Annotated in this window: 29 protein-coding genes; 22 read left to right on the forward strand and 7 right to left on the reverse strand. The window is 71.1% G+C overall.

What is annotated here, in order from left to right:
* Positions 1–306: 306 nt before the first annotated feature.
* Positions 307–1,395: a hypothetical protein gene (locus ACIBQ8_RS25740; RefSeq protein WP_397193146.1), complete on the forward strand. Its 1,089-nt coding sequence runs from the start codon at positions 307–309 to the stop codon at positions 1,393–1,395.
* A gap of 179 nt (positions 1,396–1,574) precedes the next feature.
* Here ACIBQ8_RS25740 and ACIBQ8_RS25745 read toward each other — a convergent pair whose 3' ends face one another.
* The gene (locus tag ACIBQ8_RS25745) at positions 1,575–2,171 is read right to left on the reverse strand and encodes a hypothetical protein (protein ID WP_397193147.1); all 597 of its coding nucleotides are present in this window, start codon (positions 2,169–2,171) and stop codon (positions 1,575–1,577) included.
* A 167-nt stretch (positions 2,172–2,338) separates the two neighbouring features.
* Here ACIBQ8_RS25745 and ACIBQ8_RS25750 point away from each other — a divergent pair, with 167 nt between their 5' ends.
* The 4 genes from ACIBQ8_RS25750 to ACIBQ8_RS25765 all read left to right on the forward strand — a co-directional run bounded on the left by ACIBQ8_RS25750 (position 2,339) and on the right by ACIBQ8_RS25765 (position 4,323).
* Positions 2,339–2,536 (forward strand): hypothetical protein, encoded by a 198-nt coding sequence (locus tag ACIBQ8_RS25750; RefSeq protein ID WP_397172939.1) that lies wholly within the window; start codon positions 2,339–2,341, stop codon positions 2,534–2,536.
* Positions 2,537–2,874: 338 nt separating this feature from the next.
* Positions 2,875–3,129, forward strand: coding sequence for a hypothetical protein (locus ACIBQ8_RS25755; RefSeq protein ID WP_397193148.1), 255 nt, complete (start codon positions 2,875–2,877; stop codon positions 3,127–3,129).
* 192 nt (positions 3,130–3,321) lie between these two features.
* On the forward strand, positions 3,322–3,963 hold the full coding sequence (locus tag ACIBQ8_RS25760) for a GNAT family N-acetyltransferase (protein WP_397193149.1): 642 nt from the start codon (positions 3,322–3,324) through the stop codon (positions 3,961–3,963).
* Positions 3,964–4,116: 153 nt separating this feature from the next.
* Positions 4,117–4,323, forward strand: a complete 207-nt coding sequence (locus ACIBQ8_RS25765; RefSeq protein WP_397172945.1) for a hypothetical protein — start codon at positions 4,117–4,119, stop codon at positions 4,321–4,323.
* A 27-nt stretch (positions 4,324–4,350) separates the two neighbouring features.
* Here ACIBQ8_RS25765 and ACIBQ8_RS25770 read toward each other — a convergent pair whose 3' ends face one another.
* Positions 4,351–4,773, reverse strand: coding sequence for a MarR family winged helix-turn-helix transcriptional regulator (locus ACIBQ8_RS25770; RefSeq protein ID WP_397172946.1), 423 nt, complete (start codon positions 4,771–4,773; stop codon positions 4,351–4,353).
* A 70-nt stretch (positions 4,774–4,843) separates the two neighbouring features.
* On the opposite strand from ACIBQ8_RS25770, the gene ACIBQ8_RS25775 reads away from it, so the two are divergent.
* Complete coding sequence (locus ACIBQ8_RS25775) at positions 4,844–5,233, forward strand: PPOX class F420-dependent oxidoreductase (protein WP_397193150.1); 390 nt, start codon at positions 4,844–4,846, stop codon at positions 5,231–5,233.
* A 10-nt stretch (positions 5,234–5,243) separates the two neighbouring features.
* On the opposite strand, the gene ACIBQ8_RS25780 is transcribed toward ACIBQ8_RS25775, so the two are convergent.
* Positions 5,244–5,837, reverse strand: coding sequence for a helix-turn-helix domain-containing protein (locus ACIBQ8_RS25780; RefSeq protein WP_397172950.1), 594 nt, complete (start codon positions 5,835–5,837; stop codon positions 5,244–5,246).
* A 93-nt stretch (positions 5,838–5,930) separates the two neighbouring features.
* Here ACIBQ8_RS25780 and ACIBQ8_RS25785 point away from each other — a divergent pair, with 93 nt between their 5' ends.
* The 3 genes from ACIBQ8_RS25785 to ACIBQ8_RS25795 are packed head-to-tail and all read left to right on the forward strand — an operon-like array spanning position 5,931 to position 8,459.
* Positions 5,931–6,884 carry an NAD(P)/FAD-dependent oxidoreductase gene (locus ACIBQ8_RS25785; protein ID WP_397193151.1) on the forward strand — a complete coding sequence of 318 codons (954 nt, stop codon included), beginning with the start codon at positions 5,931–5,933 and terminating at the stop codon, positions 6,882–6,884.
* 25 nt (positions 6,885–6,909) lie between these two features.
* Positions 6,910–7,269, forward strand: coding sequence for a thioredoxin family protein (locus ACIBQ8_RS25790; RefSeq protein ID WP_397193152.1), 360 nt, complete (start codon positions 6,910–6,912; stop codon positions 7,267–7,269).
* Positions 7,266–8,459, forward strand: a complete 1,194-nt coding sequence (locus tag ACIBQ8_RS25795) for an MFS transporter (protein ID WP_397193153.1) — start codon at positions 7,266–7,268, stop codon at positions 8,457–8,459. The genes ACIBQ8_RS25790 and ACIBQ8_RS25795 overlap by 4 nt, the downstream gene beginning before the upstream one ends.
* A gap of 12 nt (positions 8,460–8,471) precedes the next feature.
* On the opposite strand, the gene ACIBQ8_RS25800 is transcribed toward ACIBQ8_RS25795, so the two are convergent.
* Positions 8,472–9,074 (reverse strand): hypothetical protein, encoded by a 603-nt coding sequence (locus ACIBQ8_RS25800; protein ID WP_397193154.1) that lies wholly within the window; start codon positions 9,072–9,074, stop codon positions 8,472–8,474.
* Positions 9,075–9,233: 159 nt separating this feature from the next.
* Between ACIBQ8_RS25800 and ACIBQ8_RS25805 the strand changes: the two genes are divergently transcribed.
* The 5 genes from ACIBQ8_RS25805 (at position 9,234) to ACIBQ8_RS25825 (ending at position 17,000) form a co-directional block, all read left to right on the forward strand.
* Complete coding sequence (locus ACIBQ8_RS25805) at positions 9,234–10,331, forward strand: helix-turn-helix domain-containing protein (protein WP_397193155.1); 1,098 nt, start codon at positions 9,234–9,236, stop codon at positions 10,329–10,331.
* Positions 10,328–10,873: a DUF3368 domain-containing protein gene (locus tag ACIBQ8_RS25810; protein WP_397193156.1), complete on the forward strand. Its 546-nt coding sequence runs from the start codon at positions 10,328–10,330 to the stop codon at positions 10,871–10,873. Before ACIBQ8_RS25805 ends, ACIBQ8_RS25810 begins: the two co-directional genes overlap by 4 nt.
* A 113-nt stretch (positions 10,874–10,986) precedes the next feature.
* A complete protein-coding gene (locus ACIBQ8_RS25815) occupies positions 10,987–12,198 on the forward strand; it encodes an NAD(P)/FAD-dependent oxidoreductase (RefSeq protein ID WP_397193157.1) in 1,212 nt (403 codons plus the stop codon).
* Positions 12,195–13,112 carry an RNA polymerase sigma-70 factor gene (locus tag ACIBQ8_RS25820; RefSeq protein ID WP_397193158.1) on the forward strand — a complete coding sequence of 306 codons (918 nt, stop codon included), beginning with the start codon at positions 12,195–12,197 and terminating at the stop codon, positions 13,110–13,112. The genes ACIBQ8_RS25815 and ACIBQ8_RS25820 overlap by 4 nt, the downstream gene beginning before the upstream one ends.
* Before the next feature lie 144 nt (positions 13,113–13,256).
* Positions 13,257–17,000 carry a S8 family serine peptidase gene (locus ACIBQ8_RS25825; protein ID WP_397193159.1) on the forward strand — a complete coding sequence of 1,248 codons (3,744 nt, stop codon included), beginning with the start codon at positions 13,257–13,259 and terminating at the stop codon, positions 16,998–17,000.
* Between the two features lie 35 nt (positions 17,001–17,035).
* On the opposite strand, the gene ACIBQ8_RS25830 is transcribed toward ACIBQ8_RS25825, so the two are convergent.
* The 3 genes from ACIBQ8_RS25830 to ACIBQ8_RS25840 are packed head-to-tail and all read right to left on the reverse strand — an operon-like array spanning position 17,036 to position 19,305.
* On the reverse strand, positions 17,036–17,989 hold the full coding sequence (locus ACIBQ8_RS25830; protein ID WP_397172969.1) for a helix-turn-helix domain-containing protein: 954 nt from the start codon (positions 17,987–17,989) through the stop codon (positions 17,036–17,038).
* A 30-nt stretch (positions 17,990–18,019) separates the two neighbouring features.
* Positions 18,020–18,850 carry a hypothetical protein gene (locus ACIBQ8_RS25835; RefSeq protein WP_397193160.1) on the reverse strand — a complete coding sequence of 277 codons (831 nt, stop codon included), beginning with the start codon at positions 18,848–18,850 and terminating at the stop codon, positions 18,020–18,022.
* Between the two features lie 32 nt (positions 18,851–18,882).
* Positions 18,883–19,305 (reverse strand): hypothetical protein, encoded by a 423-nt coding sequence (locus tag ACIBQ8_RS25840; protein WP_397193161.1) that lies wholly within the window; start codon positions 19,303–19,305, stop codon positions 18,883–18,885.
* Positions 19,306–19,459: 154 nt separating this feature from the next.
* Between ACIBQ8_RS25840 and ACIBQ8_RS25845 the strand changes: the two genes are divergently transcribed.
* The 8 genes from ACIBQ8_RS25845 to ACIBQ8_RS25880 all read left to right on the forward strand — a co-directional run bounded on the left by ACIBQ8_RS25845 (position 19,460) and on the right by ACIBQ8_RS25880 (position 25,059).
* Positions 19,460–19,879: a VOC family protein gene (locus tag ACIBQ8_RS25845; RefSeq protein ID WP_358290129.1), complete on the forward strand. Its 420-nt coding sequence runs from the start codon at positions 19,460–19,462 to the stop codon at positions 19,877–19,879.
* A gap of 40 nt (positions 19,880–19,919) precedes the next feature.
* Complete coding sequence (locus ACIBQ8_RS25850; RefSeq protein ID WP_397172975.1) at positions 19,920–20,279, forward strand: MmcQ/YjbR family DNA-binding protein; 360 nt, start codon at positions 19,920–19,922, stop codon at positions 20,277–20,279.
* Between the two features lie 22 nt (positions 20,280–20,301).
* The gene (locus ACIBQ8_RS25855) at positions 20,302–20,796 is read left to right on the forward strand and encodes a GNAT family N-acetyltransferase (protein WP_397172977.1); all 495 of its coding nucleotides are present in this window, start codon (positions 20,302–20,304) and stop codon (positions 20,794–20,796) included.
* A 175-nt stretch (positions 20,797–20,971) separates the two neighbouring features.
* The gene (locus ACIBQ8_RS25860; RefSeq protein ID WP_397193162.1) at positions 20,972–21,349 is read left to right on the forward strand and encodes a hypothetical protein; all 378 of its coding nucleotides are present in this window, start codon (positions 20,972–20,974) and stop codon (positions 21,347–21,349) included.
* An 18-nt stretch (positions 21,350–21,367) separates the two neighbouring features.
* Entirely contained in the window at positions 21,368–22,282 is a 915-nt protein-coding gene (locus ACIBQ8_RS25865; RefSeq protein WP_397193163.1) for a DMT family transporter, read from the forward strand.
* Positions 22,282–22,911: a GntR family transcriptional regulator gene (locus ACIBQ8_RS25870; RefSeq protein WP_397173531.1), complete on the forward strand. Its 630-nt coding sequence runs from the start codon at positions 22,282–22,284 to the stop codon at positions 22,909–22,911. The genes ACIBQ8_RS25865 and ACIBQ8_RS25870 overlap by 1 nt, the downstream gene beginning before the upstream one ends.
* A gap of 72 nt (positions 22,912–22,983) precedes the next feature.
* On the forward strand, positions 22,984–23,334 hold the full coding sequence (locus tag ACIBQ8_RS25875) for a hypothetical protein (RefSeq protein WP_352364750.1): 351 nt from the start codon (positions 22,984–22,986) through the stop codon (positions 23,332–23,334).
* A 270-nt stretch (positions 23,335–23,604) separates the two neighbouring features.
* Positions 23,605–25,059 carry a sugar transferase gene (locus tag ACIBQ8_RS25880; protein ID WP_397193164.1) on the forward strand — a complete coding sequence of 485 codons (1,455 nt, stop codon included), beginning with the start codon at positions 23,605–23,607 and terminating at the stop codon, positions 25,057–25,059.
* Position 25,060: the final 1 nt, after the last annotated feature.

Here is a 25,060-nt window from a genome sequence, read left to right on the forward strand (position 1 = left end):
TGCGCAGATGCTGGATGCCGCGACGCGGGCAAAATAGCTTGCCGATGGGGCCGGCGGTATGTGCTCCGTTGCCTGTGCACCGCCGAAGGGCGATCCCATGTGCCAGCTCCGCGCGTAGGCCACGACCGTGTCTGACGCAGACGGGCCAGCCTTTCCAGATCGGCTCCTTCGATCACTTCATGCGTGGCCTCCGCCACGCATGTAGCGCTGCTTGAAGCCTGCCTCCGCCATGGGCGGCGTGTATGTGGACAGCGGACATGCAGCGCTGTTGATCGAACTCGGAGAAGGTTGGGGCATACTTCCTCGATGAGGATCGATGCCCCGACATCGCTGGGGTCCATCACGTGCCCGTCCGGACGGCTGGTGGTCGCCGATACCGGTTACCTGAACTTGTGGTCAGCGGACGCGCCTCCGGCAGTGGACGAGGTCATGCTCTCCGCGATAGACGATCCCGCGTTGCGTGAGAGTATCCGCGCGTCGGCTGACCTGGCCGTGGTAGGCCCTGACGCCGAGACTGCCGCTCGCTCCTTCGATCGCCAGCGGGGTACGTGGCTCTATGACGTCCCCGGACATGCGGTCGAGCAACTGGTTGCCGTTTTCGCCCAGCACTGCCAGGCGCATGAATTCGATGCCTGGCTGGAACGTCAAGAACCTCGGGTGGCGCATCGTGAACGGGTCGAACACGCGGTGCGGGCCGGCGGTTCGGAGTTCATCATGAACGGCGTTCCCATTGTGGCGATCGGCGATGTACCCACCGATCAGGAAATCGCCGTGACAGCAACCTCCCGGGATTACGGGAGCATCGGTGTGCAATGGGAGTCGGTCATCCTGACGATGCGCTCCACGCAGCCCACATCGACCAGACTCCTGGGCCATGTCGGGGTGGACGCGGCACGGCTCAGCCTCATCGATGCCGATGGCTTGGCATCGTGGCGACATGAGGAGCCGATCGACGGCATGGCCGACGTCGCGTTCTGGGGACGATCGGTACAGGAGGCCGTTGCCGGCTTCGGCGCCTCGCTTCTCACCCACCCAGGGGAGGACGGAGTGTACGGATGGGCGGATCTGCCTGTCAGAGAGGCAGCCGACCGTGCCATCGCTCTGCAGGAGTGGAAACAGGCTGGTGCCGGACGGATGATCGCGGTGGATTTCCGGCCGCACTCCCACCACTGGCAGATCATGGCCCAGGTCAGAGCTGCGAAGCACGAGGCCGGAACGATCGAGGTCGATGGCACTCGGACGATGTGCTTCATGACCAGTTGGGGAGACGGGTTCTTCCCCGTCTCTGCCGACCATGACGCCGATGGACACCTTGTCCAAGTCCGGATCACGCTTGGCGACTCGCAACGTCAGGCGCAACTTGAGGAGATGCACGACCGGTCCGGTCTGGACTGATCATCATCATGGTTGCCCCGTGAAGGTGGAGTACAGGTAGCCCGTGGTGGGTTCTCTGCGCTGCTCCGCGCGTACGGTCACTTCTGCTCGTGGTGCGTGGAAGGCCAGGTACAGCGCGAAGCGTGCAGGGTGAACAGGTCGGACTTCTCGACTCCGACAGTGCCGGGACGGGCGGGGGGTCAGAACTTGCCTGTCTGTATTTCGATGTGGTGGCCCAGTTGCTTGCTCAGCTCCGTGTGGAAGCTGACGCTCAGAGGCGGCCAGCCCCAGAAGTCGAGTGCGAGCGCTCCGAGGTCGAAACCCGAGCCGAACTGCCACTCGGTGACCGGGACGGAGGCTCCGCACGAGGAGCAGGTGACACTTCCTTCGCCGGTCTCCTTCCAGGTGTCGATGCCGTCGCTGAACGGCTGCCAGGCCGCCTGGTCCGCCTCCCAGGCGTTCGGGTAGTCGATGATCACGGTGGTGGTGTCACAGCGCGGGCAGGTCGCGGAGTCCGCCTCGCTCATTCCCTGGCCGCCGACGTGGGAGTCGCGTCCGACGATGACCGCCACCGGGCCCGGGATCCAGGACGGATCCGAGGAATCGGCCACTGCCCGTTGCCAGTTGGGGCCGGGCTCGTATCCGTCGTCCACTTGCAGGCTGTACATGCCGTCGCTGGATCTTTCGCGCGTGATCAGCCCTTCGGCAACCATCCAGTCGACCACGCGCTCTGCGAGCGGCTCAGCCTCTTGGCCGGTCACCTCGACGTCGACGATCCGCTCGAAGTAGTCACCCATGGTTCTTCAACTCCTCCTCGATCACTGATGTCCACTGTGCCACCCCTCTGTCGACTGCCGCGGCCCAGGCGGTCGGGCTCGCGTGGGGATCAGGACGCGGGGACGAGCGGCCGACCACAGGTCGTCGAGAAGGAGGGGTCGATCGGTGATCGCCTAGCATCGTGAACATGGACGAGGCCACCACCGTAAGGCTCCCGCACGGGCAGAACCTCAGGTGCGACACGTGCCAGGGCGAGATCTTCGAGTCCCGCCAGTGGAAGCTGCAGACGACCGGAATGACCTTCATGGGCCTGGACTGGGCCAACCGAGACGCGACCTGCTTCGTCTGCACCACCTGTCGGCGGATTCACTGGTTCCACCTGTAAGAGTGCCGTGCCGCGTACGGCGAGCTGCCGGGCCGGGCTCGCCGGCCGGGGTTCGTGGAGTCCGGCAGGTGTGCGACTGCTGCGTGAGGGTGATCTGGCCCGACGGGGCTCGGCGCGGTTGCGGGTTTTCGGGTAGTTCGGCTGCGTTTGTGGTCGGGGGGCTGGTGAGAAACCGCATCCCCGGGAGGAAAGACGCCTGGCGGCAGGAGAAAGGAACTACACCTTGCGTCGGACCGCGGCTCGGTTCTTTGCCTTCCACCTGTCACTGTGCTGACGTCAGCGCACGTGCCGGGCCACCGGTGCGGCATCTTCTTCCCTGCGTGGAACAGGCAGGAGCCGTGAACCTAGAGGCGCAGATCCTTGAGGTGATGCTACGCGTCAAGGCGCTCGAGAGGAGCACCCGCACCGCGGACGACCTCACCATGATCAGCATCGTTCTGATGATGACCGAACTCGCCGCCTTCCAGGCCGAGCTGAAACAGGACTACGAGGCCCTGGTCGACGAGCTCGCCGTCCTGCGGCACCAGATGAACGGCCAGGGCTGCAGTCTCCTGCGCCGTCCGGACGTTCGGCAGCGGCCGGAGAGCAACTAGCGGGCCGGTGCCGGTCGAGAAGACCTCCTGTTGTGGGGGAGACGGCGTCGTCGTCACGACAGGAGGGCTCGTGTCCGGAGGTGCTCGTGGCGCTGTTTGGGATCATTGAGTGTGCAGCGAGATTTGGCGGGGCGGTTGTGGGCGGACCTGGCTCGGGTTCCTGTCGTGTTTCCCGGGCGGGGAGAGGTCGCGGTGGTGGTCTCCGCCGGGTCGGGGATGTGTCCGCCCGGATGGACGGGGATCGTCGTGCTGGACGGCGGGGCGCTGGTCACGGTGCCTGACGCCGGGTTGGGCGAGCCGTTGCGTCAGGCCCTGCGCGCCGCTGTCAGCGACGACGGCGATGATCTGGCGCGGCTGTCCGAGCGGCTTTCAGAGGGGCTGGTGGTTCGCGAGGTTCTGGGGCCGGCGACGCTCGCGTACGTCGATGCCGACGCGTTCGTCCCCTGCCATGCCGGGGCGGAGGTCGAATCGCTGACGCCGGGGGACCCGGAGGTCGGCGCGCTGCTGGCGGCGGTGAGTGAGCAGGATGCCGACGAGAGCGGGCTGGCGGAGGTCGGTTCGGCGGTCTGGGTGGTTCGTGCGGGTGGGGAGGTGGTCGCCGCCGCCGGGTATCGGACGTGGCTGGACACGGCGGCGCATCTGTCCGTACTGACTGCAGAGGGGTTTCGGGGGCGGGGGCTGGCTCGGGCGGTGGCGTCGGCGGCGGTGGCCGACGCGCTCGGTGCGGGGTTGCTGCCGCAGTGGAGGGCGCGTCCGGAGGCGTCGCGGCGGGTGGCGCGGGCTCTCGGGTTCCGCGAGCTGGGGTCTCAGGTGAGCCTTCGCGTGGAGTGGTGACCGTATCGTTGGCGCGTGGGCAAAGTGTCGCCTGAGGTGTTCGAAGAAGTGTCGGTGCTTTGGGAAGAGCATCGGCACGTTCCGTTTCCCGGGCTGGCTGATCGGGATCTGTTCGCGGACCTGGTCCTGGCGGACGACGGAGTCGCGGGTGTCATGTTCTGGTACATCCGCAATGAGGGCAGGGCGCTCGACGGCCAGTTCCGGGAACGGCTCATCAGGAGCGCCCGCGACCTGCGCTGGATCCGGCGGCGGGCGCGCGGCCGGGAGGCGAGGGCGTACGTGGACCGGCTGCTGCGGATGGCCGACCTGGTCCTCGGCAGGGCCGCTGCGGACGAGCGCCACGCGCCCCCGGCCGGATGAGCAGCTTGCCCGGCGCCGGGTGCCTGGTCAGATCGCTTCGGTGAAACGGGCGAGGAGGGCGCGGAGGGTGGCGCGTTCCTCGGGGGTGAACGCGGTGGAGATGCGGCGTTCGATGATCACGGCTGCCTCGTCCGCCACCCGCAGGGCTTCGCGTCCGGCGTCCGTGAGGTGGGTTTCGAGCATGGTGCGGTGCCACTGATGGGGTGAACGCTCGATCAGGCCGTGTTCGAGCAGGTTCTTCAGTACGACGTTCATGGCCTGCGGCGTGACCAGGCACGCCCTGGCCAGGGCGGCGGCGGAGATGCCCGGGTTGGCGTCGAGGGCGAGCAGGGCGGCGTACTGGGGCACGGTCAGCCCTGCGGTCCTGACCGCGGCGTGCTTGGCCGCCATGAGTCGCTGCTCGGCGCGCTTGACGTCGAGGCCGAGCCGCTCCTCCGGGGGCATGTCCATGCATGGAGCCTACAAGTCGGCAGAGGCTCAAAGCTCTTATGGTCATAAAAGCTTTGATAGTGTTCCGGGCATGTCTGTGATTCCGGAGAGCCATCTCGACCTGCTGACCCGTCCCCTGTATGTCCATCTTGCGACGTTGATGCCCGACGGCACCCCGCAGGTGACGCCCGTGTGGACCATCTGGGACGGCGAGTTCCTGCGCTTCACCACCACGAGCGACCGGCAGAAGGGGCGCAACGCCAGCGCCCGCCCGCACGTGGCCGTCTCGGTCAACGATCCCGAGCAGCCGTACCGCTACCTGGAGGTGCGGGGGACGGTCGAGCGGGTCGAACCCGACCCCCAGGGTGACTTCTTCGACGTGCTGGCCAGGCGGTACGGCCTCGACTACGCGCGGCCGGTCGGCGACGCCGAGCGCAGGGTGGTCATCGTGGTGCGGCCCACCCGCTGCACCAGCCAGTGACCGGACCCCTCTAGGACGGCTGCCGGGGGCGCGGCTGGGCGCGCATGTGCATGCGTTCGCCCTGCCGTCCGAACAGGTTGAGCACCTCCACCGGATGATCGCCCGCGGGGCCGAACCAGTGGGGCAGGTGGGTGTCGAACTCGGCGGCCTCGCCGGGCCCCATCACCAGGTCGTGGTCGCCCACGATCAGGCGGACGCGTCCCGAGAGCACGTACATCCATTCATATCCCTCGTGCGTGACAGGCTGCGGCTGGTTCTGGTCGGCGGGGATGACCGACTTCCACGCCTGGAGCGGGCCGGGCTGGGCGGTCAGGGGCAGCACGGTCCGGCCGTTGCGGACCACCGGCTTGAGTCGGACCCGCGGGTCGCCGACCTCCGGCGCGCCGACCAGCTCGTCCAGCGGCACCTGGTGCGCCTCCGCGATCGGCAGCAGCAGCTCCAGGCTGGGCCGGCGCTGCCCCGCCTCCAGCCGCGAGAGCGTGCTCTTGGAGATGCCGGTGGCCTCGGCCAGGGCCGACAGGGTCACGCCGCGCTGCGTGCGCAGGTGTCTGAGCCGGGCGCCGACCTGGGCCAGCGTGGCGTCGATCCGGGATTGCTGCTCCATGAGGCCCATTCCACCGCCGCTTTCCCAGAAATGGCAACAGAAGTTGTCATCTCCGCGTGCCGGATCGCACCATCGGGGCCGGAGGTGATCGCCATGACTACGGCGATGAACAGCAAGGACACCGATCACGACGTGGTGGTGGTCGGGGCGGGGGCGGCCGGACTGAGCGCGGCCCTGCTCCTCGGGCGCGCGCGCCGCAAGGTGGTCGTGGTCGACGCGGGCGCGCCGCGCAACGCCCCGGCCGCGCACATGCACGGCTTCCTGTCCCGCGACGGCCTGCCGCCCGCGACCCTGCTGGAGCTCGGCCGGGCCGAGATCGACCGGTACGGCGTGCGGCTCGTGCGGGGGCGCGTGGAGGAGGTCGAACCGGGCTTCGCGGTGCGGCTGGAGGGCGGCCCGGTGCTCGGCGCCCGCCGCCTCCTGGTCGCCACCGGCCTGTACGACGAGCTGCCCGCCATCCCCGGCGTGCGCGAGCGGTGGGGCAAGGACGTCCTGCACTGCCCCTACTGCCACGGCCACGAGGTCGGCGGCCAGGCGCTGGCGGTGCTCGGCACGCATCCGGGAGCGGTCCACCAGGCCCTGCTCCTGCGCCAGTGGAGCGACGACGTCGTCCTGCTGGCCCACACTCTCGACCTGACGCCGGAGGACCGCGACCGCCTGGAGGCCCGCGGCGTGCGCGTCGTCGAAGGCCCGATCGACCACCTCGTCGTCGAGGACGGACGGCTGCGCGGCGTCGAGCTCGCCGACGGGCAGGTCCTGCCGCGCGCCGCCGTGTTCCTGTTCCCGCGCATGGTGCCGCAGGACCAGGTGCTCACCGCCCTGGGCTGCGCCAAGGACGACGCCGGCTGGGTCGTCACCGACCGGACGGGACGGACCAGCGTCCCCGGCGTCTGGGCGGCGGGCAACGTCGTCGACCCGCGCGCGCAGGTCGTCACGGCGGCGGGGATGGGCTCGGCCGCCGCGTCCGCCGTCAACGCCGACCTGGTGGACGAAGAGGTGCGGGACGCCGTCGCCCGGCGCCGCGCGACCTCCGTCCCGGCTCGCTAGCCCTCACACGCAAGGAGACCTCGTCATGCCCGCGCATGCTCCCGGCTCGGTGCGCAGCGTCACCGAGCAGAACTTCACCGAACGCGTCCTTGAGGCGGAACGTCCGGTCCTGATCCAGTTCTGGGCGGCCTGGTGCCGTCCGTGCCGGCTCGTCACCCCGATCGTGGAGAGCCTGGCGGCCGACCGCGCGGGCGAGGTGGACGTCGTCCGGGCCGACCTGGACGACCAGCCCGGCCTGGCCGCCCGGCACGGCATCACCGCCGTCCCCGCCTTCGTGGTGTACGCCGGCGGACGGCCCGCCGGTTCCTGGACGGGAGCCGCTCCCCGGCACGTACTGGACCAATACCTCACCTCGGCCCTGCGCGAGGCGGGGGCGGACCGATGAGCGCCACGGCCACCGGGCGGCCGGCGGTCGCCCGCGGCAGGCTGCCGCTGGGGGTCTACCTGCTGTCCTTCAGCCTGTTCTCGATGGGCAGCGCGGAGTTCCTGCTCGCCGGCGTCCTGCCGGCGGTCGCCGCGGACCTGCGGATCACGCTGGCCTCCGCCGGCGGGCTGATCTCGGCGTTCGCGGCGGGGGTCGTGATCGGCGGGCCGCCGCTGGCCATCATGACCCTCCGCTGGCCGCGCCGGACGACGCTGGTGGTCGCCCAGGCGGTCTTCGCCGCCTGCGTGGCGATCGGCATCCTCACCGACAGCTATCCGGTGCTGCTGGTCACGCGCTTTCTGTCCGGTCTGGCGTACGCGGGGTTCTGGGCGGTGGCGGCGGTCACCGCGATCGGGCTGGTCCCGGCGGACCGCACCGCCCGCGCGTCCGGGGTGGTCGTCAGCGGGCTGAGCCTGGCGATGATCGCGGGCGGGCCGGCCGGGGCGTTGATCAGCTACTTCACCGGGTGGCGTGGCGGGTTCTGGGCGGTGACCGCCCTCACCGTCGCCGGCGCCGTCCTGACGCTCGTGGCGCTGCCCGCCACGGGCGGGCACGGGCAGGCGAGCGTCCGCGGCGAGCTGCGCACGATGCGCCGGCCGCAGCTGTGGATCGTGTACGCCGTCACCCTGCTGAGCACCGCGGCCTACATGATCACCTACAACTACCTGGCGGCGTTCCTGACGGAGGTCACGGGCGTGCCCGGGGTCTGGGTGCCGGTCATCCTGACGCTGTTCGGCGTGGGGGCCTTCGCCGGATTGTCGGTCGGGGGCCGCATCGCCGACCGGCTGCCCACCCACGCGCTCCTGGCGGGGGCGCTCGGGATCGCGGTCTGCTCGGTGCTGCTGGCCGTGCTCGGGCGGCACGTCGCGGCCGTCGTGCCGCTGGTGCTGCTGCTGGGCGTCGCCGGGTTCGTGCTGAACCCGGCCATTTACGGGCGGGTGTTCGCCATCGCGTCGGGGGCGCCGACGCTCGCCGGGGCCACCACCGTCTCGGCCTTCCAACTGGGCATCAGCCTCGTGCCGGTGCTGGCCGCCGCGGCGCTGGACGCGGAGGCGGGGGTCACCGCCGTCCCGTGGATCGGCGCGGGGCTGGCCGCGCTCACGGTCGTCCCCGTCCTGCTGGACCGGTTGTCGTCGCGCAGGACGGGCTAGCAGCCGGACGGGCTAGCAGACGCCGGGCAGGCCGCAGACCTTGACGGCCATCTTCCTGGCGTTCCTGGTGAGCCGGCCGGGGTCGTAGTCGCCCTCGTCGGTCCGGTAGATGATCAGCGCGCTGCCCCTGCGCGCGACGACCCCGGTGATCGTCTGGTTCACGTTGCCGTCCTGCCGGGTCCGGTAGCCCATGCCCACGGCCTCGTCCCCCGCCTTGACCCTGGTCGTCCGCCACTGGATCTTGAGCGTGGGCGCGGACGGGTCGCCCTTGCGCGCGCACCGAGCGGCCTCGGCCCGCAGGCCGGCGAGCGCGGCATGGGCGGCCCGCGGGCTCCTGTAGAGGACGAGCTGCTCGGCCGACTTGCTGGGCCCGGTGGTCCAGTGGCTGATCGTGCGGGCGGCCGTCCGGCCGCGGTCGACGGCCCGCCGATGCCCGCACGGGTTCAGCTCGAAGGGCGCGGCGAGCTTGTCGCTGATCTGGTATCCCTGCTCGGCGGCGTCGTCCGGGCTCAGCGGCACGCGCGCCTCGCGCTCGGTCAACAGGAAGTTCTTCGGAATCTCGGCCACGGCCGCCGGTGACAGGGCCAGCAGCAGGGAGAGCGTCACGCCGATCATGAACAGTTGGATGCCGCCGTAGGCGACTTCGTTCGCCGAAAAGGTCAGGCAAACGGGCGAAAGTGCGAATAGGCGGATGAATGTTTATTGGAGCGATGATTGCCGGGATTCGACTTTCCGGTCTCGCGCCTTCATCTGTAGGTGTGCGATTATCGCACTATGAAGGAGCCGGGAGAGTGGCTGGACATCGGCGAGCGCGTACGCGAGTGCCGCATGGCCGCCGACATGTCCCAGGAGGAGCTGGCCTCGGAGCTGAAGCTCGACCGGACGATGATCGCGAAGATCGAGAGAGGCGTCCGCCGGGTCGACGCGCTCGAACTGGCCAGATTGTCGGCGGTTCTCCGGGTTCCTCTTAGCTATTTCCTCGATCCGGCGCCCCTGGTGGTGTCCCGGCGCGCGGAGTTGGCCGACGACACGGTGACCGACGCGTCACGGCAGTCCCACCGCTTGGAGGTGGCGCTCTCCGCGTGGCTGGCCGACATTCGGCAGCTTGTGGACCTGGGAGTGTTCAGTCCTCCCGAAACAAGGCGCTGCCCGGGGCCGGTTCAGGACATTGCGGGTGCCCGCCGTGCGGCCCTTTGGGTGCGAGAGCGCCTGGGGCACAGGGCCGAACCCATCGATTCGCTCATGAGCGTGTGCGAACGGCTCGGGCAGTTGGTCGCGGTCGTCGAAGTGCCGGGCGAAGGCGCGTCACTGGTAGAGGGCGACATGGCCGTGGCAGTCGTCAGCAAGCACGGCGATCCCGGCCGCCGGCGCGCGACCGCGGCCCATGAGCTGGGGCATCTGATCGTCGGAGACGAATACTCGACCGACATCGGCGTCCACGCCTCCCGTGACGACAGGGAAGCGATCATCGACGCGTTCGCAGCCGAACTTCTGCTTCCGGTCGAGGCGTTCCGCGCAGCGGCCCGTACGGACGGGGCGGCGAGGCGTGAGGATCTGGTGGTTCTCGCGGCCCGGTTCAGGGCGTCCTGGTCTTTGACCGTACGGCAGGCGGTGGAGGCGGGAGCCGTCACCAGAGGTGTCGCCAAAGAGATGCGCAGGAGGAACCCCACCCGGGCGGAGCTCATGGAAGCGGTCGGCTGGGCGCCCCAGCCCGACCTGGAAGCGGTGCGAGTGCCCCCGAGCTTCGCGCATGCCGTGCTGGAAGCGTTCAAGAGATCGCTCATAACGGAGTCCCGTGCGGTCGAGCTCATGCGCGGCCAGATCGTGGCAGGCGACCTGCCGGTGCGCGAGGACACGGATTGCGAGCTGTGAGCGACCCGGGCCCGGAGCCCGTCCTGGTGTTCGACGCGATGTGCCTGAACCATTTCGCCCGCGCCGAGCGCCTCGACGTCTTGCGCGATCTCCTGGCCGGCACCGCGTGCCTGACCACCCATGTCGTCCGGGAAGAGATCCGCGCGGGGATGGAGGAGCATCCTCTCCTTCGGACGGTGCTGGACGCCGACTGGCTGGGCCTGGCGCGGCTCGACTCGCTGGAGGAGCTCAGGTGCTTCATGAAGTGGGCGCAGCGCATCGGGTCTGCTGAGCGCAACCTCGGCGAGGCCAGCGTCTTCTCCGCTGCGGAGCTGGTCCGGGGCATCGCCGTCACGGACGATCGCGAGGCGGTGACGGTGGGGAGGGCGCACGGCCTGGACGTGCACGGCACCTTGTGGCTGCTCGCCCGCGCCACCCAGGACGGCAAGCTCAACGAAGTCGCCGCGGGGAACCTCGTGGACGCTCTGATCGCGACGGGCATGCGCCTGCCCTGCAGCGGCTCGACCTTCGGGTCCTGCATCCGGCGTAACGGCCGGGCCTGACAGGCCTGCCGTCGGGGCGTCGGGCTGTGGCGCGGATCACAGTGGGGCCGTGTCACGGAACGGGCGGGGACTTGCATCACGTGGTCGGACGCACTGGAGGAAAGGGAACGGCGATGACCACGCAGCGTGAGAACGGTAAGGCCCCGCACCACGTCCTGGTGCTGGGGGCGGGGTATGCGGGGATGGCGGCGGCGGTTCAGCTCGCGGCGCGGACCAAGGATCGGGCGGACGTCCGGGTGACCCTGGTCAATGCGCAGGAGCGGTTCACCGAGCGGTTGCGGATGCACGTCGTGGCGAGCGGGCAGCAGGTCGCCGAGATGCGCATCCCGGACCTGCTGGAGGGCACCGGGGCCCGGTTCGTGCGCGGCTGGGTGACGGCCGTGGACGTGGAGGCCAGGAGCGTGCGGATCGACGACGACCAGGTCCTGCACTACGACACCCTCGTGTACGGGCTGGGCAGCGTGGCCGACACGGTGACGGTGCCGGGGGTGGAGGAGCACGCGTACACGCTGGACAGCGTGCCGGACGCCGAGGCGCTGGCCGTCCGGCTGGCTCGGCTGGGCAGCGTGGGGGGTGGCACGGTGGTCGTCTGCGGCAGCGGGCTGACCGGCGTCGAGTCGGCCGCCGAGATCGCCGAGCGCCACCCCGGGCTGGACGTCGTGCTGCTCGGCAGGCAGGAGCCAGGCGCGGCCATGGCGGCCGGGCCCAGGGAGTACGTGCGGAAGGCGCTGGCCCGGCTGGGCGTCCGGGTGCGCGGCGGCGTCGAGGTCACGAAGGTGCTGCCGGACTCGGTCGAGGTGGCGGGCGGGGAGAGCGTCCCGGCCGACGTCGTCCTGTGGACGAGCGGCACGCGGGTCTCGCCGCTGGCGGCGTCAGCCGGGCTGACCGTGGACGACCGCGGCCGGATCGTCACCGACGCCTTCCTGCGCTCGGTGTCGCACCCGGACGTGTACGCCCTCGGCGACGCCGCCGCGATCCGCCAGGGTTACGGCGTCATGCACGGCACCTGCCAGAGCGGCATGCCGACCGGCGTGCACGCCGCGGTGTCGATCCTGCGCGCCCTGGACGGCCGGCGGCTCAGGCCGTTCCGCTTCGGCTACTACCACACCCCCGTGAGCCTCGGCCGCAACGACGGGGTCGTGCAGTTCACCCACCCCGACGACAGCCCGCGCAGGGTGTATCTCACCGGCCGCACGGCCGCGCGGTATAAGGAGACGGTGACCGCAGCGCCCTGGCCGACGTACCTCCGCATGAAGAAGATGCCGGTCTCCGGCGCGCTCTGGCCGCGTGGCGGCCGGTTCACCCGGATCGGCGCCGGGCGATGAGCCGGGCGTACTCGGAGCAGGACCAGCAGGTCTTCGACGAGCATCGCAAGCTGCTGTTCTCGGTGGCCTACCGGGTGCTCGGCTCGGCGGCCGACGCCGAGGACGCCGTCCAGGACGCCTGGATCAGGTGGTCGGCCGACGACCGTTCGCAGGTGGCCGATCCGAAGGCGTACCTGGCGCGGATCGTGTCGAACGTGGCCCTGCAGCGGCTGCGGTCCACGCAGTACCAGCGCGAGACGTACGTGGGGCCGTGGTTGCCGGAGCCGATCCTGACCAGCGGCGACACCGCCGACGACGTCGCGGGCGCCGATTCGGTCTCGACGGCGATGCTGGTGGTCCTGGAGACCCTGAGCCCGCTCGAACGCGCGGTGTTCGTGCTCAAGGAGGTCTTCGGGTTCAGCCACGTCGAGATCGCCGAGGCGGTGGAGCGTTCCGAGGCGGCGGTGCGCCAGGTCGCGCATCGGGCGCGGGAGCACGTCCAGGCCCGGCGGCCGCGCTTCACGGCGGACCGGACGCGGCAGCGGGACGTCACGCGGCGCTTCCTGGCCGCCGCGACCGGCGGCGACATCAACACGCTCATGGAACTGCTGTCCCCTGACGTCACCCTCTGGACCGACGGGGGCGGGAAGGTGCGCCAGGCGCTGCGTCCGGTCGTGGGCGCGAAGACGGTGGCCGCGTGGTTCGCCGCGATCGGCACGGTCGCCTACCAGGGCGTCGAGCCGGGCGACATGCGGGCCGAGCTCGCCGAGCTCAACGGCGGCCCCGGCGTGGTGTTCAGCGGCCAGGGCCGGGTCGTCGCCACCGTGACCTTCGACTTCGACGCCGACGGGCACATCACCGCCGTCCACAACGTCGCCAACCCCGACAAGCTGGGCGCGGTCGCGGCCGGGACCGCGCACGACGTCCAGCCTTGACAAGGGTCGCTGACCCGGCGGGTGGCGACGACCTGACATGTCGGTTGTCCGCCATGCCCTAGTCATGGTGTGTACGTCCCTTTCTGGCAAAACTTTCTTCTGCCGGTTGCGCAACCCCCCAACCGGTAGAAGGAGAGCCACCCCATGCCATTCAGTCGTAGAGCGGCGCTGCTCAGCGCCGCCCTCGCCGCCACGCTCGTCGCGGCCGGCACCGGAAGCGCGCACGGTGACGCGACGGCCCCCGTCGCCGGTGTCACCGGCGTCCCGGCGTCGCCGGTCACCACCGCGCGGGTCACCCTCATCACCGGGGACGAGGTCACCGTGGCCAGCCAGGCCGGCCGTCCCGTCTCGGTCAGCGTCACCCCCGGCGAACGGTCGGCCGGCGACCTGCGCACCTACACGATCGGCTCCGACGTGTACGTGCTGCCCCGCGAGGCCGCGCCGCTGGTCGCCTCGGGCCAGGTGGACAAGCGGCTGTTCAACGTCACCCAGCTCATCGCCCAGGGTTACGACGACGCCCGCAGCGAGTCGATCCCGACCATCGTGCGGTACTCCGGCAAGGGCCTGGCGAAGGCCGCTCCGCCCGACGGCGGCCGGGTCACCCGGTCGCTGCCCGGCATCCGGGGAGCGGCCGTCGCCGCGGACAAGAAGCGCGGCGGCGCGTTCTGGGAGGCCGTGGACGACGACACCGCCAAGGCGGGGACGCCCAAGGCCCGGCTCTCCGGCGGCATCGAGAAGCTCTGGCTGGACGGCAAGGTCAAGGCGCTGCTCGACAAGAGCGTGCCGCAGATCGGCGCCCCCGAGGCATGGGCCGCCGGTTACGACGGGACCGGGGTCAAGGTCGCCGTCCTGGACACCGGCGTGGACGCCAAGCACCCCGACCTGGCCGACCGGATCGCCGACAGCCGCAGCTTCGTCCCCGACCAGACGACGCAGGACGGCCACGGGCACGGCACGCACGTCGCCTCCACGATCGCGGGCAGCGGCGCGGGCTCGGGCGGCAGGTACAAGGGCGTGGCGCCCGGCGCCCGGCTGATCGTGGGCAAGGTGCTGGCCGACGAGGGCGTCGGCATGGAGTCGTGGATCCTCGACGGGATGAGCTGGGCGGCCCACTCGGGCGCGAAGGTCGTCTCGATGAGCCTGGGCGGCCAGGAGGGCGCCGACGGCACCGACCCCTTGGCCGTGGCGGTCAACGAGCTGACCGCCGAGACGGGCGTGCTGTTCACCATCGCCGCGGGCAACAGCGGACCGGGGGCGACCACGGTCGGCTCGCCGGGCGTGGCCGAGGCGGCGCTCACCGTCGGCGCGGTCGACTCGGCGGACGCGGTCACCGACTTCTCCAGCCGCGGTCCCCGCGGCGGCGACGGGGCGCTCAAGCCGGAGATCACCGCTCCCGGTTTCAAGATCGTGGCCGCCCGCGCCGCTGGCACCTCGATGGGCACGCCGGTGGACGACACCTACACCACGGCGAGCGGCACGTCGATGGCCACGCCGCACGTGGCGGGCGCCGCCGCGATCCTCGCCCAGCGGCACCCCGACTGGACCGCCGCGAGGCTGAAGAGCCAGCTCGTCAGCACGGCGCGGACGACGGCCGGCACCCCCGTGCACAGCCAGGGCGCCGGCCGCGTGGACGTGAGCCGCGCCGTGCGCCAGCCCGTCTCGGGCTCCGGCGTGCTCGACTTCAGGCTCGCCGACTGGGACGCCGGAGGGCCGGCCACCAAGCAGATCGAGTACGTCAACGACGGCGACCAGCCCGTCACCCTGACGCTCGCCGCCAAGGGCGCGGGCGAGGACCTGCCGGTCGCGGCGCTGGCCCTGGGCGCGCAGACGGTGACCGTGCCGGCGCACGGCACCGCGTCGGCGGCCGTCACCGTGGACACCTCGGCGGTGCCGGCGGGGGCGCACGGCGCGCACGTCACCGCGGCCACCGCCGACGGCCAGACGGTCGTGACCACGGCCGTCGGCTTCGTCCGGGACGTCGAGCGCTTCGACGTCACCCTCAAGGTGCTCGACCGGGACGGCAAGCCGACCACCGGCATCGCCGTCGTGCACGACTTCAACCTGGACAAGCTGGCTCTTCCGGACAGCTATCCGGTCGGCGCGGACGGCACCGTCAAGGCCCGGCTGCCCCGGGGCGAGCACGCGTTCATGGCGGAGATCTTCCACATGGCCGCCGAGGGCAACCGGATCTGGGAGTACACCTACGGCGCCGAGCCGGGCACGGTCATCGACTCCGGCCGGACCATCACGTTCGACGGCGCCAAGGCCGGTCCGGTCACCATGGACACCCCGAAGCCGAACCAGACGAACAGGCTCCGGGTCGGCCTGGTGATGCAGAGCTCGGCCGGACCCGGCAGGCTCGGCCTCGAACAGTGGATGAACGGCGAGACGAAGGTGTACTCCGTCCCGTCCCAGGGCACGAGCAGCGGCTTCGAGTCCCGTGTCCAGTGGTCGCTCGCCGCGCCGGAGCTGACGGCGCAGGCCCTCGGCGCCGGTGCCGGGCCGATCGAGCCGGCGTACTTCCGGGGCCGGGCCGGGTCCGCGCGCATCGACGGCACCCACGTCATGCGGGCCACGGACGCCGGGACCGGGCGTACCGAGGACTACGCGGGCCGGTCGGTCCGGGGACGGCTCGCGCTGGTCAAGCGCAGCGCAGGGCTCACGCCGCAGCAGCAGGTCGACAACGCCGCCGCCGCGGGCGCGGGCGCGGTCATCATCTACAACGACAAGCCCGACAACTGGGGCACGGAAAACTGGAGCACGACGCCGACCAGGATCCCGGCGATGACGCTGTCGGGCGAGCAGGGCGCCCGGCTGGTCGCGGCGGCGGCCCGGGGCGGGCTGCAGGTCCGCTTCACGGGCACGGCGGCGAGCCCGTACGCCTACGAGCTGGTCAAATACCGCAATGGCGGCGTCCCGGCCGACCAGCGGTACAAGGTGCGCGAGGCCGAGCTGGCCACGGTGCAGTCGTCGTTCCACGCCTCGGCGCCGGCCACGGAGGCCGGGTACGCCCGGCTGCTCTACTCGCCGATGCAGACCGCGGGCTACCAGGTCTTCAGCCGGATGATCATCCCGCGGCCGCTCACCGAGTACGTCACGCCCGACCTGCCGACCGTGGAGTCGATGCAGGTGGGCACGGTCTGGGAGGGCGGTCAGGCGTGGCAGCAGACCGCGCCGTCCGTGCTCAGGGCCGGTCAGCGGGTGTCGCGCGACTGGAACAAGGCGGTGGTCCGCACGGCGCTGCCGGCCGCGGTGGACAAGTCCGCGGTCCGCGACGGCGCGGTCGGCGTGGTCTTCGCGGGCGGCCTGTTCGACACCGCGCCCGGCCAGGTGTACCTGTTCCGCGCCGCCGCCGACAAGGAGCTGGCGACGGTCTACCGCGACGGCGAGCTGCTGGGCTCCGTGTCGTCGGCGGCGGTCGCCTTCCCGATGGTGCCGGAACGCGCCCAGTACCGCGTGGTGACCGACGTGCAGCGGGACCTGCCCTTCTGGACCACCTCCACCAAGGTGCGCACCGACTGGACGTTCCGCTCGGAGCAGGCCGCCGCCCCGGCCCTGCTGCCGGTCCTGTCGATCGACTACGACCTCGACGTGGACGAGGCCAACAGCGCCCGCGCGAACGCCGTCACCCGCGTCGGCCTCGGCCTGCGCTACCCCAAGGGCCTGGCGGGGCCGCGCATCACCCGGGCCGCCCTGTGGACCTCCACCGACGACGGCGCCACCTGGCAGCCGGTACGGCTCGCCGGGGCCGGTGAGCGGGCCTTCACCGGCACGATCAGGAACCCCGCCAAGCCAGGCGGATTCGTCTCGCTGCGCGTGCAGGCCACCGACGCCGACGGCGCCACCGTCGAGCAGACCGTGACCCGCGCGTACCAGCTGCGCCGGTAGTTCCAGGCGAGGGGCGTCCCCGGCGGGGGCGCCCCTCACAGCGGGATCATGCCGGACCGGGCCGCGTACCAGGCGAGCTGCATGCGGCTGTCGGTCCCGGCCAGCTTCATCAGCCGCCGGATCCGGCGCTGGACGGTGCGCTCGCTGGTGCCGAGCCGGCTGGCGACCGTCTTGTCCGGCATCCCGGCCAGCAGGTACGTCATCAGCGTGACGTCGGTGTCGTCCCAGGCCGCGACCCCTTCGGTCACGCTCGTGGCGGTGAGCCGCAGCGGGGTCGCCGCCTGCCACACCCGCTCGAACAACTCCACCAGAAGGTGAACCAGGGACTGCCCCCTGACCAGGAGGAAGCCCGGCTCCACGCTCGTCTGGTCGGGCAGGACGGGCAGGAGCACGACCTCCCGGTCCACGATGATCATCTTGCTGGGCAGCTCGACGGCGATCCTGATCTCGTAGCCGCCCTTCAGGAACCTGGCGATCTCGGCCGGGGCCCTGGGGTCGTCCAGCGCGGCGCGTTCGTACACGTAGCGGTAGGTGGCCAGGGCGTTGGTGGAGTCGTCGAGGTTGACGTCGAGCACGTACGGAGGCCGGAAGAAGGCCAGCACCTCCCGCCGGGCGCCGCGTTCCAGGTTGCCCAGCCAGGTCGCGAGCTGTTCCGGCGTCGTGAGCGCCTCGATCTCGCCCGCGGGCGAGGCCGCGCCCGTGCGGTACACCTCCACCAGCTCGGCCAGCCTGCCCTGCATCTGCTGCAACGCGGCCTGGCGCTCGGCGATCAGCGTGCCGAGGCCCACGTCGGGGGGCACGGCCATGTACAACCCGGTGTTGTCGCGGCTGGCCAGGCCGAGCGCGACGAGCCGCGTCACGGCCGCCGTCACGGCCGTCACCGGTAGGTCGAGCGCCTCGCCCACGTCGGGGATCGTCACCCGGCGGCGGCGCAGGAGCTCCAGGTAGACGACCTCCTCCTCGTCGCTGAACCCGAGCCTATCCAGCATCTCTCATCACTTTCCGGCTGCCTGGCAGCATCACGGTCGCTCGTACGCGGGCGCGGCCAGCTCCCAGAGGCCGATGGGACGCAGGGCGCGTGCAGCGGCGAGCAACTGCTTCTCGGGCATGTTCCCGCCGTCGAGCCGCACCAGGGTGTTCCCGCGGGCGGTGAACACGGTGCTGCCGTAGTCGTACCTCAGGATCCAGAGGTCCGGCGCCGCCTCCACGCAGGTCATGTCCTCCTGGAGATCCACTGCGTCGTCGCAGGCATGCTCCGGGGACATGGTCTCCGGCAGGACGTCGACCACGAGGGTGGCGGCGTCGGCGCGCTTGTACGTGAGGCTGAGGTCCGGGTGGCGGATCTCCACCTCGGTCAGCCGGAACCCGGGCAGGTCAGGCGCGACGTTCGTGGCGTTCCGGGCGGCCATGGCCTGGGCCTGGGCGGCGAGCACGGTCACGTCGTGGTTCGACCAGGCCGCCAGGAACACGGACGCGGCCACGCCGACCGCCGACAGGCGCACGGGCGTGGCCAGGGGCAGAGCCATCCCTCCTCCCAGCGCGTAGCCGCACGCCCCGGCGGCCATGCTGATCAGGCCGACGCGCCAGGCGCCGAAGGCGAGGAGGTCGGAGACGGGGGCGGTCATGGTCAGGCCGACGTACAGCGCGATGAGGGCGAACTGCCCCAGCAGCGCCACGAGCCACCAGTTCCGCAGCATGGCGTACCAGGACAGCAACATCCCGGCCGGAAGGGTCGCGAACAACATCAACAGCAGGTTGCCCGCGGCGTCCTCAGGGCCGTGAAAGGCGATGACGGCCTGTGCCAGGCCCACGACGGCCCCCACGAGGGCCGCCCGGATCAACGCGTTCATGCCCGATCATGGACGATCTTCGCCCATTCCTGTCAAGAGGCGGCATCCGTCCGCTTCCGCCGCGAGAACCAGCGCCAGGACGGCGGCAGCAGCAGCAGGACGACGACGGGCAGCGGCCCGGTGGCGTTCTGGGGGAGCAGCCCCAGCAGATCGAGGCGGCCGGAGTCGGCCACGTCGATCACGACGGACGCGAGGACCTCCAGCAGTTCCAGGGCGACGACCGCCCAGAGCACCCACGTGCGGCGGCCGCCGAAGCGCCCCATCAGCCAGCCGGCCGACCAGAGGAACGCCACTTCCCACGCGATCAGGAGGAGCAGGGCGGGCGCGAAGCTAGACAACGCCGCGCCGCCCAGGAAGACCAGCCCCACCATGCCGAACGCCACCTGGAGCGTCATGACGAACCGGGCGGCCCGTACGACCCAGGGCATCGGCTCGGTCCGCACGGTCGCCGTCACAGGACAGATGATGACGGATCGGCCCCCGCCGGAACAGGGGAACCCCGCGTGAATCCCGCCTTTCGATCAGGGGACGATCGCCCGTCCGGGGGGCCCTCAATTGGACAGCGGCATGCGCGCAACGGATATTGGACGGGAATGGAGGATCTATTACATGGATGCGCGTCTGGACCATCTCGTTCTCTGGGTCTCCGACCAGCTTGCCGCCCTGCGTTTCTACGAGCAGGTGGTGGGCCTGCCGGGGGTCCGGGGGGAGGAATTCCGCGAAGGCGAAGCGGGGTTCCCGAGCGTACGGATCGCCGAGGGGACGATCATCGACCTGATGGCGCACGACGTGTCGAAGGGCGTGGAGGAGGGCACGGGGGTGACGGGCAGCGCCGGGCACCAGATCAACCACTTCTGCCTGTCGGTGAGCAGGGAGGACTTCGAGGCGCTCAAGGTGCGGCTGAAGGACCACGGGGTCGAGGTCACCGGCACCGGCTCCAACTCCTTCGGCGCCCAGGGCATCGCCCCCGAGACCATCTTCTTCCCCGACCCGGACCGCAACGTCATCGAGGTCCGCTACTACCGCTGAGCCGGCGGAGTTGTCGGTCGGGTTTGGTAGACAGGTCGGCATGGGTGTGAGCGTCGACGAGTTCCTCGATCTGGTCCGCGGGCTGCCGGAGGTCACCGAGCATCCCGGCCCCGAGTGGGTCGGTTTCAAGGTCCACGGCAAGGGCTTCGGCTACCTGTGGGAGAAGACCGAGACCGTCGGGGTCAAGTCCACGATCGACGAGCAGCTCGCGCTGGTGGCCGAGCGGCCCGAGGTGTTCGAGGTGCAGTTCACCGCCGGGCGCTTCGGGTGGGTCGTGGTGCACCTCGACAAGATCGACGCCGACGAGCTGTTCGAGCTGATGGCCGAGGCGTGGTGCCTGACCGCGCCCCGGCCGCTGGTCAGCGCGTTCGAGGCGGAGCACCAGATCGCGCCGTCGTGAGCCGGCGGTAGTCTCGGGCAGCGTGGCCCCCATCGACATCCGCCTTCGCGAGTGGCGCGAGGACGACGCCCCGGCCGTGCTGAGCGCGTTCCGTACGCCCGATCTGCGCCGCCAGTCGTCCTTCCCCGTCGTCACGCTCAAGGACGCGGTGGGCTGGATCACGTCCTGGACGGGCGTCGGGCACGCGTTCGCGGTGACCGTCGAGGGGGGTGCGGTGGTCGGCAACGTGGCCGTGGCCGGGATCGACGCCCACGACAACGGGTGGGTGTCCTACTGGGTGCTGCCCGCGTACCGGGGGCTCGGGATCGCGACGGCGGCCACCGAGGAGCTGGCCCGGTGGGCGTTCGGCGAGCGCGGGCTGTTCCGGCTGGAGCTGGGGCACCGCACGGACAACCCGGCGTCGTGCCGGGTGGCGACCAAGGCGGGGTTCCGGGCGGAGGGCATCGAGCGCGGCAAGCTCTGTCACGAGGGCGTGCGCCTCGACGTCGAACGCCACGCCCGCCTCGCCATCGACTGACCCGCCCGGCCTGACCCGCCCGGCCTGACCCGCCCGGTCTGACCCGCCGCAGGGGGCCTCGGGGCGATCGGCGGTCGCGCCGGGGGAGGGCTCGGTGGTCGCAGGCCCCGGTGCGGGAGGGTGGGGTGATCGGGGCGCTGGTCACGTGGTGGCGGGGTGAACTACCCTTTTTCGGGTGGACAGCGAGAGCCGGGCCGCGGCCGGGCTGCTGGCGGCCCTGAGCAGGGCGGCCGAGATCCTCGCCGGCTTACGCCACCCGTTCGTGCGCGGGCGTCCCTTCTCCTGCTTCGTCCCGCCCTCGGGAGTGCGCACCGGTGCCGAGTTCGTCCTGCCCGACGGCCGCGAGGTGCGTTTCGAGGTGTCCCTCACCGTCTCCGGGGACGCCTTCCACGTGGAGGGCGGGATCACCGCGGAGGGCGAGCCGCTGCTGGAGCTGCCGCGCCGGAGCCTGCCGGACGTGCACGACGCGCTCGCCGTCCTGGACGACTACGCGGGCGACGTCGCCGCCCCCGCTGACCGCATGCTGGACGGCCTGCTGGACGAAATTGTCTAATTGTCTGACAATGTAGCCATGAAGAACGGACCTCTCGCCGTCGTGGGCGCCTCCGCGCTCTGGGGCACCGCGGGCACCGCAGGGCTGCTGGTCTCGGCCGACTCGGTCGCCCTGGCCGCGGCCCGGCTGGTCATCGGCGGCGCCGCGCTCGGCCTGCTCGCGCGGGCGGGCATCCGGCGGTCGTTCCGGCCGGGGCTGGTGCCGGCGGCCCTGGCGGTGGCGGCGTACCAACTGTGCTTCTTCGCGGCGGTCGGGCGCACGGGCGTGGCCATCGGCACGGTGGTCGCGATCGGCAGCGGGCCGGTCTTCACGGGTCTGCTGTCCTGGGCGCTGCACGGCCGGCGGCCGAGCGGGCGGTGGGCGCTGGCGACCACGGCGGCGGTCTGCGGGTGCGCGGCGCTGATCGTCGGCGGCGGCGCGCAGGCGGGCGGGCAGATGGTGTCGGGCGTGCTGTTCGCGCTGCTCGGCGGCCTGCTCTACGCCTTCTACGCGGTCTCCGCGGCCAGGGCCATCGAGCAGGGCGCCGAGTCGGACGCCGTGATGGGGGTGCTGTTCGGCGGCGCCGCCCTGGTCATGCTGCCGGTGCTGCTGATCAACGGCGTCGGCTGGGTGGGGGAGCCGCGCGGGCTGCTCGCCGTGCTCTACCTGGGCCTCGGCACCACCGCGCTGTCCTACATCCTGTACGGCCGCGGCCTGCGCACCACGCCGGTCGCCACGGCCTCGACGCTGGCGCTGACCGAGCCGGCCGTCGCCGCGCTGCTGGGCCTGCTGGTGCTGGGCGAGCGGCTGGCCCCGCTGTCGATCGCCGGGCTGGTGATGCTGGTGCTCGGGCTGGTGGCGGTGGCCGTGCCGGAACGCGGCAGGGGCAGGGGACAGGGCAGGGAGCCGGGCAGCGAGCCGGGCAGGGAAACGGCACTAGCATCACAGCCGTGATGCTGCCCCTCAAACCCGTCTCCACGGTCGGCGCGCTCGCCGACGCCCTGCGCACCCGGGTGCTCTCCGGCGAGATCGCGCCGGGCACGCCGCTGCCCGAGCAGGAGATCGCCGCGTCGTACGGCGTGGCCAGGCCGACCGTGCGCGAGGCGCTGGCGGGCCTGGTGCACGAGGGGCTGCTCAGGCGGGAGCGCAACCGCAGCGCCTATGTCCCCGAGGTGACGATCTCGGACCTCCAGGACCTCATGTACGTGCGCCGCCCCCTGGAGGACCTGATGGCCCAGGCCGTGGCCGGCCGCCGGGTGCCCGACGCCGAGGCCGCGCTGCTCAGGTGGGAGGCGCTGCCGGCCGACGCGCCGTGGTCGGCGACCGTCGCCGAGCACATGGCCCTGCACGAGGCGCTGATCGAGGCGGCCGGCAGCCGGCGGCTCGAACGCCTCTACGCCACGCTCGCCGCCGAGACCAGGCTCGGCATGGTGCGCCTGCGCCGGGTCTACCGCGACCGGGAGGTCCTGATCCGCGAGCACCGCGAGCTGCTGGACGCCATCGCGGCGGGTCCGGTGGAGGCGGCGCGGGCGGCCGTCGCGGCGCATCTCAGCCACAACTGGGGCGATCCCGAACTGCCCTGAACGGGTGGGTCGGATGCGTCATTGGGCGCGAACCCTTGCGGGACGGCCCCGGAACTCGCAAGAATCGCGGCCATGCACGGCAACCCGATGCCGGACTCCTACGTATATGTCACCGAAGAGGGCGTCACCCGCCACTACGCCGACGGCAGCGTCGAAGCCCTCGCGTGGGAGGACGTGGTGGAGGTCCGTGTCGCCACCGAATCCGGGGAAGACGTCCTCTACATCCTGCTCGACCGGGACGGCGAAGGCTGCGTGGTGCCGCGTTCCGCGACCGATGCCACCTTTGTCGCCCGGCTACGCTACTTGCCCGATTTCGATCTCGACCGGCTGAACCTGGCGGCCGATTCCGCGCGTGACGGAGTTGTGGTCGTGTGGCGCAGCCCTGATCCGCCGTCCGCATTGCCGGACCTGGAGTACGACTAGCGGCTCAGTTTCCCGGTCACCTGGCGAAATGTCGCCATAAACCTCACATTTTCTCGCCCGTACGCTGCACTTTTGGATCGTTCCGTCAACCCCCGAAACCCCTAGATCGACGTCCGATTGTGGACATTTCCCGTTATTCCCCAGGTTGGAATCGATCTTTACTCTTTAGTGGGGGCCGCCGCCCTTGATAACGCATGGGTCATTGTCAACCTATGCGGCACAAGGAACGTCCTGTTATCGCGGTGAAAGCAGTTATCACAGGGTGGTGCTATGAGGGTGGGGACTGGGGAGTCCACTGCTGTGCTCCTCGAGGCCGCGCCACGCCTTGAGTCCAACATCTGGACGCGGGCGTACCTGCGGCTCCTGTTAGGCGGGGACACGGCGTGCGCGCTGCTGGCGTGCGCGTGCGTGCTGGGCATACGCCTGGCCTCCGGCGTGTACGTGCCGATCGCCGAGTACGTGCTCGGGCTCGGCCTGCTCGTCGCCTGGCCGGTCGCGCTCAGGATGGCGGGCGCGTACCGGCAACGCGCCAACGGCGAGGGCACCGAGGAGTTCAAGGCCGTCTTCACCGGCGGCATCGGGCTGATGGCCACCACGGCCATCCTGGCCTACGCCACACAGACGGCCATCGCGCGCAGCTTCGTCATGGCGATGCTGCCGCTGGTGCTGCTGGCCACGCTCTACTTCCGTTACCGCATGCGCAAGCGGCTTCATCGCAGGCGGGCGATCGGCGAGTACATGCGGCAGGTGATCGCGGTCGGGCACCGGGAGTCGATCCTCGACCTCGTCGTGCAGTTCCGCCGCCAGCCGCACCACGGCATGCAGGTGGTGGGAGCCTGCCTGCCGCACGACACGCTCGACGTCGACCTCGACGGCATCCCGGTGATGGGCTCCTTCGGCGACGTCGCCGAGGTCGTGGCCCATTCGCGGGCCGACGCGGTGGCCGTCCTGGCCTGTCCCGAGCTGGACGGCGCTGCGCTGCGCCGGCTGGCCTGGAGCCTGGAGACCGCGCGCACCGACCTGTTCGTCGCGCCCGCGCTCATGGACGTCGCCGGCCCGCGCATCAGCATCAGGCCGGTGGCCGGGATGCCGCTGCTGCACGTCGAGCACCCGGAGTTCGACGGCACCCGGCAGCTCGTGAAGGCGGCCTTCGACCGGCTGGTGGCCGGCGCGGCCCTGCTGGTGCTCGCGCTGCCGCTGCTGACGCTCGCCCTGGTGATCAGGCTCACCAGCCAGGGGCCCGCGCTGTTCCACCAGACCAGGGTGGGCAGGGGCGGCCGGGAGTTCCGGGTGGTGAAGTTCCGCACGATGGTGGTCGACGCCGAACGGCTCAAGCACCAGCTTCTCGCGTCGAACGAGTTCGACGGCGTGCTGTTCAAGATAAGGAACGATCCAAGGATCACCCGGGTCGGCGCGTTCCTGCGCCGCTACTCGCTGGACGAGCTGCCGCAGCTGCTCAACGTCATCCGTGGTGAGATGTCCCTCGTCGGCCCCCGGCCGCCGCTGCCGGAGGAGGTCGCCAGCTACGGCGCCGACGTGCGCCGCCGTCTGGTGGTCAAGCCGGGCATGACCGGCCTCTGGCAGGTCAGCGGGCGATCCGACCTGACGTGGGAGGAATCCGTCCGGCTGGACCTGCGCTACGTGGAGAACTGGTCGCTCCTGCTCGACCTGCAGATCCTGTGGAAGACCTGGTCCGTCGTCACCCGTGGAGAAGGGGCTTACTAGC

The organism is Nonomuraea sp. NPDC049646, assembly GCF_044465525.1.
Classification (GTDB): domain Bacteria; phylum Actinomycetota; class Actinomycetes; order Streptosporangiales; family Streptosporangiaceae; genus Nonomuraea.